Origin of the sequence: Segatella copri, assembly GCF_009494835.1 — a bacterium.
Taxonomy (GTDB): Bacteria; Bacteroidota; Bacteroidia; order Bacteroidales; family Bacteroidaceae; genus Prevotella; species Prevotella copri_F.
Genome location: NZ_VZBE01000069.1, coordinates 17,420 through 28,776 on the forward strand (window position 1 = coordinate 17,420; position 11,357 = coordinate 28,776).

Annotated in this window: 6 protein-coding genes; all 6 read left to right on the top strand. The window is 47.5% G+C overall.

Annotation, left to right across the window (positions count from 1 at the left end; genetic code table 11):
• The first annotated feature begins 52 nt into the window (after positions 1 to 52).
• Positions 53 to 1,315 carry an ammonium transporter gene (locus F7D47_RS09890; RefSeq protein WP_118153030.1) on the top strand — a complete coding sequence of 421 codons (1,263 nt, stop codon included), beginning with the start codon at positions 53 to 55 and terminating at the stop codon, positions 1,313 to 1,315.
• Positions 1,316 to 1,516: 201 nt separating this feature from the next.
• Complete coding sequence (locus F7D47_RS09895; protein WP_153085192.1) at positions 1,517 to 2,236, top strand: hypothetical protein; 720 nt, start codon at positions 1,517 to 1,519, stop codon at positions 2,234 to 2,236.
• Between the two features lie 499 nt (positions 2,237 to 2,735).
• The gene (asnB, locus tag F7D47_RS09900) at positions 2,736 to 4,523 is read left to right on the top strand and encodes an asparagine synthase B (RefSeq protein WP_153085193.1); all 1,788 of its coding nucleotides are present in this window, start codon (positions 2,736 to 2,738) and stop codon (positions 4,521 to 4,523) included.
• 81 nt (positions 4,524 to 4,604) lie between these two features.
• Positions 4,605 to 9,128: a glutamate synthase large subunit gene (gene gltB / locus F7D47_RS09905; protein WP_153085194.1), complete on the top strand. Its 4,524-nt coding sequence runs from the start codon at positions 4,605 to 4,607 to the stop codon at positions 9,126 to 9,128.
• A gap of 19 nt (positions 9,129 to 9,147) precedes the next feature.
• Positions 9,148 to 10,491, top strand: a complete 1,344-nt coding sequence (locus F7D47_RS09910; protein ID WP_153084449.1) for a glutamate synthase subunit beta — start codon at positions 9,148 to 9,150, stop codon at positions 10,489 to 10,491.
• 344 nt (positions 10,492 to 10,835) lie between these two features.
• On the top strand, positions 10,836 to 10,991 hold the full coding sequence (locus tag F7D47_RS15115) for a hypothetical protein (RefSeq protein WP_367379473.1): 156 nt from the start codon (positions 10,836 to 10,838) through the stop codon (positions 10,989 to 10,991).
• Positions 10,992 to 11,357: the final 366 nt, after the last annotated feature.

Below are 11,357 nucleotides of genomic sequence, written 5' to 3' on the forward strand. Positions count from 1 at the left end.
GAGGAGAGAGAATAGTTTTCAGGTTTAAAGAACACTTTAAAGATTTTATGTTATGAGTGTACAGGATTTAGGAATTTCAGTAGATACCGTATGGATGCTCTTGGCAGCCATGTTGGTCTTTTTCATGCAGCCGGGATTTGCCCTCTGCGAGGCGGGCTTTACCCGTAGTAAAAACACCGCGAACATCTTGTTTAAGAACTTTGTCGATTTTATGATCGGTTCCGTTCTCTTCTGGTTCGTAGGTTTCGGATTTATGTTTGGTAGCGATGGCGCCGGTTTCATCGGTATGCCTAACTTCGGCGATTTGTCTTTCTATACAAATGCAGCCGGTCTTCCTACTGAAGGCTTCCTGATGTTTGAAACCGTATTCTGCGCTACTAGTGCTACCATCGTTTCAGGTGCTATGGCAGAACGTACCAAGTTCTCCATGTACTGCGTTTACTCATTCTTCATTTCATTGATTATCTACCCTGTAGAGGGTCACTGGACATGGGGTGGCGGTTGGCTTTGCAACAGCGAGGCAGGTTCGTTCATGATGAACACCTTCGGTGCAGCCTTCCATGATTTCGCAGGTTCTGCCATCGTACATAGTGTTGGTGGTGTTCTTGCCTTGGTTGGTGCTATCTGCTTAGGTCCTCGTCTTGGTAAGTATCGCAATGGTAAGAGTACTGCTATCCCAGGTCACAACCTGATGGCTGCTGCTCTTGGTGTATTCATCCTCTGGTTCGGCTGGTTCGGTTTCAACCCTGGTTCTCAGCTTGCTGCTTCTGGTGAGGTTAACCGTGTTGCTATCAGTCACGTATTCCTGACAACCAACTTGGCTGCAGTCTGTGGTGGTTTGGGTACTATGTTCACCTCTTGGATTAAGTATGGCAAACCTTCGTTCTCATTGACATTGAACGGTATTCTGGCTGGTTTGGTAGCTATCACCGCTGGTTGCGACTTGGTTAGTCCATTGGGTTCTGCCATCATCGGTCTCTTGGCAGGTATCATCTTGGTATTCTCTATTGAGTTCATTGATACCAAGCTTCATATTGATGATCCTGTTGGTGCAAGTTCAGTACATGGTGTATGCGGTATCTTCGGTACCTTGATGACTGGTCTCTTCGCCCTTGATGGTGGCGCCTTCTATGGTGGTGGCTTCGGATTCTTCGGTGCTCAGTGCTTCGGTATCCTCTGCATCGACCTTTGGGCAGCCGTAACAGGTATCATCCTCTTCTGGGGTATCAAGAAGATTGCTGGTCTCCGTGTTGATAAGCGAATCGAGGAAGAAGGTCTCGATATCTACGAGCATGGTGAAAGTTGCTACAACTAATGGTACTTTCATATAGCGAGCGCGAGAGATTTTTCAGCAGAAGTTTTGGCGAGCAGAGTTTTATTAGTACCATTGAATAAGGTACGCTGCATCTCAACAATATAAATAAATCGCAATTTATTTTGTATTGTCTTCAATTTGCAGTACCTTTGCTGCCGAAACTTTTAAAAACAAAAATGTATCACATAAAAATAAGAGAATATGAAGAAGATTTTTGATATAAAGAAAATGGGTGCCCTTGCACTTGGTTTGGTTGCTTTTGCTCCTGCTGCTTCTGCGCAGGATGAGGTGGAAACAACAATCGCTGCAGATGTTGTAAACCAGTATATCTGGCGTGGTCAGTCACTGGGAGAAGTCTCTTTGCAGCCAACACTCGGTATTGGTTACAAGGGCTTGTCTCTGACAGCTTGGGGAAGTGTAGGTATCTCTCAGCCAGAGGATGCTAAGGAGTTTGACCTTACCTTGGCTTATGAAACTGGTGGTTTCCATATCGGCGTAACCGATTACTGGTTCAACTCTCCTAACGAGAAGTATTTCGCCTATAAGGCACATGAAACTTCTCATGTGTTTGAGGCAAACGTAGGTTATGACTTTGGTCCAGTTGCCTTGAACTGGTACACCAACTTTGCAGGCAATGATGGATTAAATAAGGATGGTGACCGTGCTTATTCTTCATATGTTGAGGCTACAGCCCCATTCAAGTTGGGCGGTTGTGATTGGGCAGCAAGTATAGGCGCAGTTCCATTTGCAACATCTTTCTATGGTGATGCCAATGGTTTTGCAGTTACCAATGTTTCACTGAAAGCTACCAAGGATTTGAAGATTACAGATTCTTTCTCTGTTCCAGTCTTCGCTCAGGTAGCTGCTAACCCTAGCACTGAAAAAGCTTATCTGGTAGTAGGTTTTACCTTGCAGCCATAATAGGCTCTTAGGTTTTACGATATAATCTTACGTTGGTAGGTTTAAGTTTTTATTTTTTTATTTTAAATGCCGATAGTTCCACCAAAGAGCTATCGGCATTTCTTTGTATGATATGGGGGGTAAGAAACTGTGTATAATGCCCTGAATACTTTGTTGCATATCTATGAGCGTATAATATGCCCTGGATACGCTTTGTTTATCTTAAAAATGATTGTATTTTACAGATTGTAATTAAATCGTATATTTTTCTTTTCAGTTTATCATATGTTTTAATCTAATATGCGTTAATATGTTATTGTTGTGATAAAGTAAAGACAAAATGCTACTAATCTTTTCTTTATTCTAACAAAAAGTTGTAATTTTGCACACGAAACATAGCAAAAAGTAATTTTAAGCTTTGTTTTTGCTTGGTTTGCTCCTAAAAGAATGGATTGGACATGCCAAGGTGAATAAGAGAGAATAATAGTTAAAAATAACCGTAAAAGAAAGGAAAAGATTTATGTGTGGAATCGTATCTATCTTCAATATTCAGGAGCAGACTCCTGAATTGCGACAGCAAGCGCTTCGTATGAGCCAGAAGATTCGCCATCGCGGACCAGACTGGAGTGGAATCTACTGTGGTGGTTCTGCTATCCTGGCACATGAGCGTCTGAGTATTGTTGACCCTGAAAGCGGTCGCCAACCTTTGTTTGCACCAGACAAGAAACAGGTGCTTGCCGTAAACGGTGAGATTTATAATCATCAGGACATCCGTGCTCGTTTTGCTGGCAAATACCAGTATCAGACCGGTTCCGACTGTGAGGTGATTCTTTCTCTCTATCGTGAGATGCGAGCAGATTCCGACTTTGATTCCTTAATATATAAAGGTGAGGATGCGCTCCACGCCCGTATCTCCAAGATGCTTGAAGAGCTGAACGGTATCTTTGCCTTCGCACTTTACGATGCCGAACGTGATGAGTTTCTCATCGCCCGCGACCCTATCGGTGTGATTCCTCTTTATATCGGTTATGATAAAGATGGAAAGGTGCTGGTGGCAAGTGAGTTGAAGGCTTTGGAAGGTCAGTGCGACCACTATGAGCCATTCCTCCCAGGCCATTATTATTATAGCAAGAACCCTGGCATGAAGCGTTACTATACACGCGATTGGTTTGAGTATGCTGCCATGCAGAAAAAATATCAGATTGATGATGCCAAGAAGGCTGAAGAACAGCTGAAGGATGCTGAACCTCAGGAGAAAGCGGCAGTGAAAGAGATTCATGATGCTTTGGAGGCTTCTGTCAAACGTCAGTTGATGAGTGATGTTCCTTATGGTGTCCTTCTCAGTGGTGGTCTTGATTCTTCTGTTATCTCTGCTGTAGCCGAGAAATATTCTTCTACCCGTGTAGAGAATGGGGGAGAGACCAAGGCGTATTGGCCACGTCTGCACTCCTTCGCTGTTGGTTTGAAGGGTGCGCCTGATCTGGCAAAGGCACGTTTGGTTGCCGAACACATCGGAACCGTGCATCACGAAATCAACTACACCATTCAGGAAGGTCTGGATGCCATCCGTGATGTCATCTATTTTATCGAGACCTATGATGTTACCACTGTGCGTGCATCTACCCCGATGTATCTGCTGGCGAGAGTCATCCGAAGCATGGGTATCAAGATGGTGCTTTCGGGCGAGGGTGCTGACGAGGTATTCGGAGGTTATCTCTACTTCCATAAAGCACCGGATGCCAAGGCATTCCATGAGGAAACCGTACGAAAGTTGGGTAAACTCTATCTCTACGATTGTCTGAGAGCTAACAAAAGTTTGGCAGCATGGGGCATCGAGGGCCGTGTGCCTTTCCTCGACAAGGAGTTCCTGGATGTAGCGATGGGTATGAACCCGGTTTTGAAGATGTGTCCGGATAAGACCATCGAGAAAAAGGTGGTTCGTGAGGCATTTGCCGATTTGCTTCCAGAAGAGGTGGTATGGCGACAGAAGGAACAGTTCTCAGATGGTGTGGGCTATTCATGGATTGATACCCTGAAGCAGATTACCGCATCTGCCGTCAGCGATGAGCAGATGGCGCATGCTGCTGAGCGATTCCCTATTAACCCTCCACAGAATAAGGAGGAGTATTATTATCGTTCTATCTTCGTCGAGCATTTCCCAAGCGACAGCGCTGCCAAGAGCGTACCTAGTGTGCCAAGCGTAGCATGTTCTACAGCCGAAGCCCTTGCCTGGGATGCCTCATTCAAGAACCAGAACGACCCTAGCGGCAGAGCCGTGGCGGGAGTTCACGAACAGGCGTATAAATAAGTGAAGAGTGAAGAATCACTTTGCACTTCATATTTAAGTAATAAAAATAGTTAGAAATAACCGATATAAAACGAACAAGAAATGGAAAAAGGATTGTACAGTTCAGCCTATGAGCACGATGCGTGTGGCGTAGGTATGGTGGTGAATATCCACGGTAACAAGAGTCATGAGCTGGTTGATAACGCCTTGAAGGTACTCGAGAACATGCGTCATCGTGGTGCAGAGGGTGCCGATAACAAGACGGGTGATGGTGCCGGTATCATGCTCCAGATTCCACATGAGTTTATTCTTCTTCAGGGTATCCCAGTGCCAGAAAAAGGTAAATATGGTACGGGTCTCGTCTTCTTGCCTAAGGATGAGAAGAAACAGCAGGATATTCTCTCTATCATGATTGAGGAAATTGAACGCGAGGGATTGCAGCTGATGCATCTCCGCAATGTGCCTACTAACCCTGATTGTTTGGGTGAGGCTGCTTTGAGTAACGAACCAGCTATCAAACAGGTGTTTATCACAGGTGTTACAGATGATAAGGTGCCTGTCTTTGAGCGCACCCTCTATCTTATCCGTAAACGTATTGAGAAACGTGTCAGTGATCCTGATTTCTATATTTGTTCGTTGTCTAATTCGAACATCGTATATAAGGGTATGTTGAGCAGCCTCCAGTTGCGCCAATATTATCCTGACTTGACCAATAATTATTTCACAAGCGGTCTGGCTCTGGTTCACTCCCGCTTCTCTACCAACACCTTCCCAACATGGAGTCTGGCGCAGCCATTCCGTCTCCTTGCCCATAATGGTGAGATCAACACCATCCGTGGCAACCGTGCCTGGATGAAGGCTCGTGAGAGTGTGTTGAGCAGTGAGGCTCTGGGCGATATCCGTGAGATTTCTCCTATCGTTCAGCCTAACATGAGTGACTCTGCCAGCCTCGATAATGTTTTCGAGTTCTTCGTGATGAGCGGTCTGTCATTGCCTCACGCCATGGCAGTGATGGTGCCAGAAAGCTTCAACGACAAGAACCCTATCTCTGAGGATCTGAAGGCTTTCTATGAGTATCACTCTATCCTGATGGAACCATGGGATGGTCCTGCTGCCTTGCTCTTCAGCGATGGCCGCTACGCCGGTGGTATGCTCGATAGAAATGGTTTGCGCCCTGCCCGCTACACCATCACCAAGAACGATATGATGGTAGTCGCATCTGAGGTAGGTGTGATGGATTTCGATCCTACTGAGATTGCCGAGAAGGGTCGTCTGCAGCCTGGTAAGATTCTCCTCATCGATACACAGGAAGGTAAGATCTACTACGATGGTGAAATCAAGGAGCGCCTGGCTGCCCAGCATCCATATCGCCAGTGGTTGAACACCAACCGTATTGAACTGGAGAAACTTCGCAGTGGTCGTAAGGTGGAAAATGGTGTGGATAACCTCACTCGCAAGGAATTGGAATTCGGTTTTGGCGAGGAAGATATCGACGGTACTATCATCCCAATGGCTACCAAGGGTCAGGAACCTACAGCTTCTATGGGTAATGATACTCCGCTTGCTGTGCTTTCCGACCAGCCACAGATTTTCTTCAACTACTTCCGTCAGCAGTTTGCTCAGGTTACCAACCCTGCCATCGACTCCATCCGTGAGAACCTTGTGATGAGTCTTACCGAGTATATCGGTAGAGTAGGTTCCGGCATCCTGAACCCAGACGAAAGCAACTGCAAGATGGTCCGTCTGCCACATCCTATCCTGACTAATACCCAGCTAGATATCCTTCAGAATATCCGCTACAAGGGATTTAATACAGTAAAACTCCACATGCTCTTCGAAACCGCCAAGGGCGAAGAAGGATTGCACGAGGCTTTGGATGAACTCTGCAAGCAGGCTGCCCAGAGCGTGGATGATGGCTACAACTATATCATCCTCTCCGACCGTGGCGTGGATGAGACACATGCAGCCATCCCATCATTGCTCGCCGTGAGTGCCGTACATCATTATCTGATTGATGCCGGCAAGCGTGTGCAGACTGCCCTCATCGTTGAGAGCGGTGAGATTCGTGAGGTAATGCACGCAGCCCTGTTGCTGGGTTACGGTGCATCAGCCCTCTGTCCATACTTGACATACGCCATCCTCGACGACCTTGTAAAGAAGGGAAAGATTCAGGAGGATTACCATACAGCCGAGCAGAACTACATCAAGGCTGTGAAGAAGGGCTTGTTCAAGATAATGGCTAAGATGGGTATCTCTACCATCCGAAGCTATCGTGGTGCCAAGATCTTCGAGAGCATCGGTTTGAGCGAGAGCCTTCTGAAGAGCTACTTCGGAACAGAGGTGAGCACCATCGGCGGTATCGGACTCGAGACCATCGCCCGTGATGCCATCCGCCTGCACGGCAAGGCATTCGAGACCAAGAAGCTCGAGTTCCTGCCAAGTATGGGACAGTTCCACTACCGCAAGGACGGTATCAAGCACGCTTGGAACCCAGAGACCATCGCCACCCTGCAGCTCGCAACCCGCAAGGGCGATTATGATCTCTTCAAGAAATATACACATCTCGTTGACGATAAGCAGGAACCTATCTTCATCCGCGACTTCTTCAGCTTCCGCAAGAATCCTATCTCTATAGATAAGGTGGAGCCGGTAGAGGAAATCGTGAAGCACTTCGTTACCGGTGCGATGAGTTTCGGTGCCCTCTCCAAAGAGGCTCACGAGGCAATGGCACTCGCCATGAACGCCCTCGGTGCCCGAAGCAATACCGGTGAAGGTGGTGAGGATAACGAACGATTCCATTCTACACAGGATGGCATCAGCCTCTCAAGCAAGACCAAGCAGGTGGCTTCCGGTCGATTCGGTGTGACTACTGAATATTTGGTAAATGCAGAGGAAATCCAGATCAAGGTGGCACAGGGTGCTAAACCGGGTGAGGGTGGTCAGTTGCCTGGCTTCAAGGTTAACGAGGTCATCGCCAAGACCCGTCACTCTATCCCTGGCATCAGCTTGATTTCTCCTCCACCTCATCACGATATCTACAGTATCGAGGATTTGGCTCAGCTCATCTTCGACCTCAAGAACGTAAACCCTAAGGCGGCTATCTCTGTGAAGTTGGTTGCTGAGAGTGGTGTGGGTACCATCGCTGCCGGTGTGGCTAAGGCAAAGGCCGACCTCATCGTTATCTCTGGTGCTGAGGGTGGTACAGGTGCCAGCCCTGCATCAAGTATGCGTTTCGCTGGTATCTCTCCTGAAATCGGACTTTCTGAAACCCAGCAGACACTGGTGAAGAACGGTCTTCGCGGCCAGGTTCGCCTGCAGGTAGATGGTCAATTGAAGAGCGGTCGTGACATCATCCTGATGGCTTTGCTCGGTGCTGAGGAATTCAGTTTCGGTACGGCAGCCCTCATCGTATTGGGTTGTGTCATGATGCGTAAGTGTAACTTGAATACCTGTCCTATGGGTGTTGCCACACAGGATCCTAAGCTCCGTGCGCACTTCCGTGGCAGCTACAAGTATCTTATCAACTACTTCCGCTTCCTCGCTGAGGAGGTTCGTGAGTATCTGGCAGAGATGGGTTACACCTCATTGAACGATATCATCGGTCATACCGAGCTCATCGTCCGCAAAAAGGATGAGGAGATTGTTCCTACCGAGGGTTCGGATGCCGTAGAGCCAGAGGTGGCCAAGAGCATCAAGGAGAAGGCCGACTTGCTCGATTTCTCTCGTCTCTTGCATCGTGAGACAGGTCATTGCTCGCTCTATCATACTACCGAGCAGATCCATGACCTCGACAATGTACTCGACCAGCAGTTGATTCGTGGTGCACAGCGTGCCATCGAGAACCAGGAAGAAGTGAACCTCGACTTCGCCATCAAGAATACCGACCGTGCTGCCGGTGTGATGCTGAGCGGTATGATTGCCAAGAAATATGGTGAGGCTGGTCTTCCAGACAAGACCGTGAACGTGAAGTTCAAGGGTTCTGCAGGTCAGAGCTTCGGTGCCTTCCTGGTCAAGGGAGTGGATTTCAAGCTCGAAGGTGAGACCAATGACTATTTCGCCAAGGGACTTTCAGGAGGTCGTATTTCCATCCTTCCTCCTATCCGCAGCAACTTCTCTGCCGAGGATAACATCATCGCCGGTAACACCGGTCTGTATGGTGCCACAAGCGGTGAGTTGTATATCAATGGTAAGGTAGGCGAGCGCTTCGGTGTTCGTAACTCCGGTGCCATCGCCGTGATTGAGGGTGCTGGCGACCACTGCTGCGAGTATATGACGGGCGGTAGAGTAGTAGTGCTTGGTGAAACCGGCCGTAACTTCGCCGCTGGTATGAGTGGTGGTGTTGCCTACGTATGGGATAAGAACCACAACTTCGATTACTTCTGTAACATGGATATGGTGGAGATTAACCTCGTGGAGGACAGCACCTATCGCAAGGAGTTGCACGAGCTGATCCGTCAGCATTATCTCTACACCGGCAGTAAGCTTGCCCGTACCATGCTCGACGACTGGAACCACTACGTAGAGGATTTCATCCAGGTAGTGCCAATCGAGTACAAGCGAGTTCTCCAGGAGGAACAGGTAAAGAAGTTGCAGCAGAAGATTGCGGATATGCAGCGAGATTACTAATTTTAAAATTAGAAAAAAGATGGGAAATCCAAAAGCATTTTTGACTATACCTCGCAAGGAAGCAGGTTATAGACCAATTCACGATAGAATCCTCGACTTCAGCGAGGTAGAACAGACATTGAATAGCAACGACCGCCGACAGCAGGCTTCACGTTGCATGGATTGTGGTGTGCCTTTCTGTCACTGGGCTTGTCCGCTGGGCAACAAGGCACCGGAGTGGAATGATGCCCTCTACAAGGGCGACTGGGAGCAGGCTTACCGTCTCCTCAATTCCACCAACGACTTTCCGGAGTTCACAGGACGCATCTGTCCTGCACTCTGTGAGAAGGCGTGTGTATTGAATCTCATGGATCATGAGCCAACCACCAACCGTGAGGATGAGTGTGCCATCGTGGAGCACGCCTTCTCTGAGGATTATGTACATGTTGAGATTCCTGAGCGTAATGGCAAGACGGTGGCTGTCATCGGTGCCGGTCCTGCGGGATTGGTAGCTGCCAACCAGTTGAACCATAAGGGCTATAAGGTAACTGTATTCGAGGCACGTGAGAATGCCGGTGGTCTGTTGCGTTATGGTATTCCAAACTTCAAGCTCAACAAGAGCATCATCGACCGCCGTCTCCGTCTTCTCGAAGAGGAGGGTATTGAATTCAGATACAACCAGCATATTGACGTTACCAAGTTGCCGGAAGGCTTCGATGCCTACGTGGTATCTACCGGTACACCGACAGCCCGCGACCTGAAAATTCCTGGAAGAGAATTGAAGGGTGTTTATTTCGCCCTCGAGCTGCTTTCTCAGCAGAACCGTATCCTCGCCGGTATGGAGTTCTCTAAGGACGAACTGGTTAACTGCAAGGGCAAGGATGTATTGGTAATCGGTGGTGGTGATACGGGTTCCGACTGTATCGGAACTGCTCATCGTCAGGGTTGCAAGAGCGTAACCCAGATAGAAATCATGCCGAAGCCTGTAGAAGGCCCTGAGGATCCTAAGAATCCTTGGCCAAACTGGCCTCGCACCCTGAAGACCACTTCAAGTCATGAGGAAGGCTGTACTCGCCGCTGGAACATCAACTCTCTGGAGTTCCTCGGAAAGAATGGCAAGTTGACAGGCGTGAAGGTTCAGCCAATTGATTGGAAACCAAACCCTGAGGGTGGTCGTCCACTGATGGTAGAGGCAGGCGAGCCGGAAATCATCAAGGCAGAGGCCGTATTCCTGGCCATGGGCTTCCTGAAGCCACAGCAGCCTGAATTTGCCGAGAATGTATTCGTGGCAGGCGATGCAGCAAGCGGTGCCTCTCTGGTAGTACGCGCCATGGCAAGCGGCAGAAAGATTGCTGCCCAGGTAGATAAGTTCCTGAACAAATAAATCGGTTATTTTTAACTATAAGTGTAGGGAGGTTGACCTCAGTGATGAGGCTTTCCTCCCTTTTTCTTTCCTCCCTCTCCTTTGTCTTCTGAGCACAATGAAAAAGAAATTATCAGCTGTTCTCTTGGCGTTGGCGGCCTCTATGCCAATGACTGCACAGAATCTTGTAAAGGGAAATTATGGTTATCTCTATTGTCATATGAGCGATAAGGGGGGAGTGGACAGCCTACGCTATTTCCCGTGATGGTTACAACTATCAGGACATCAATAGCGGCAACCCTATCTTCAATCCAGAAGAGCATGCCCGCATTAAAGGCGGAACCCGTGATGCCTACATCACCCGTATGCATAATGGTAAAGGATACATCATGGTTACCACCGATATGTGCGTGCGCAAGAGTCACAAATGGGACAACTATGGTATCGATTTCCAGAAGAGCGATGGTCTCTACCACATGCTCATCAAGAAAGAGGGTGGAAAGAGTGGTAAAAACTATTGAAATGGAATCAAGAATTAAAAAATATAGAAAAATAAGTGGATTTATTGTTAAGTGCATAGCTGGATAGAATGTTTAGGGGGATGCTTGTGTAGGTTTAGATAAGATAAAAAATATGTTATTGCGCGCGTACATTATAATAAAGAAGGAAAATTCGTATGCATGTCTCTCTATTCTACATGCTCCTAGTTAAATCTATCACAGGTGTATTTCCTAATTTGAAATGTAGTTTTTATGTAGTCCTTTAAAATAGGCAGAAATAGCTTCTAAAATGGGCTTATTTGTTTATATATGTTAAAATACAGCTAAAATCTCAACTTTTTTGCGAAAAGATTTGGTGGAATGAAAAATAGTTAGTACTTTTGCACT

Bases quoted from the DNA above. Each gene is read 5' to 3' on its own strand.
- F7D47_RS09910 (WP_153084449.1), top strand. From the start codon at position 9,148: ATGGGAAATCCAAAAGCATTTTTGACTATACCTCGCAAGGAAGCAGGT.
- F7D47_RS15115 (WP_367379473.1), top strand. From the start codon at position 10,836: ATGCATAATGGTAAAGGATACATCATGGTTACCACCGATATGTGCGTG.
- F7D47_RS09890 (WP_118153030.1), top strand. From the start codon at position 53: ATGAGTGTACAGGATTTAGGAATTTCAGTAGATACCGTATGGATGCTC.
- gltB (WP_153085194.1), top strand. From the start codon at position 4,605: ATGGAAAAAGGATTGTACAGTTCAGCCTATGAGCACGATGCGTGTGGC.
- asnB (WP_153085193.1), top strand. From the start codon at position 2,736: ATGTGTGGAATCGTATCTATCTTCAATATTCAGGAGCAGACTCCTGAA.
- F7D47_RS09895 (WP_153085192.1), top strand. From the start codon at position 1,517: ATGAAGAAGATTTTTGATATAAAGAAAATGGGTGCCCTTGCACTTGGT.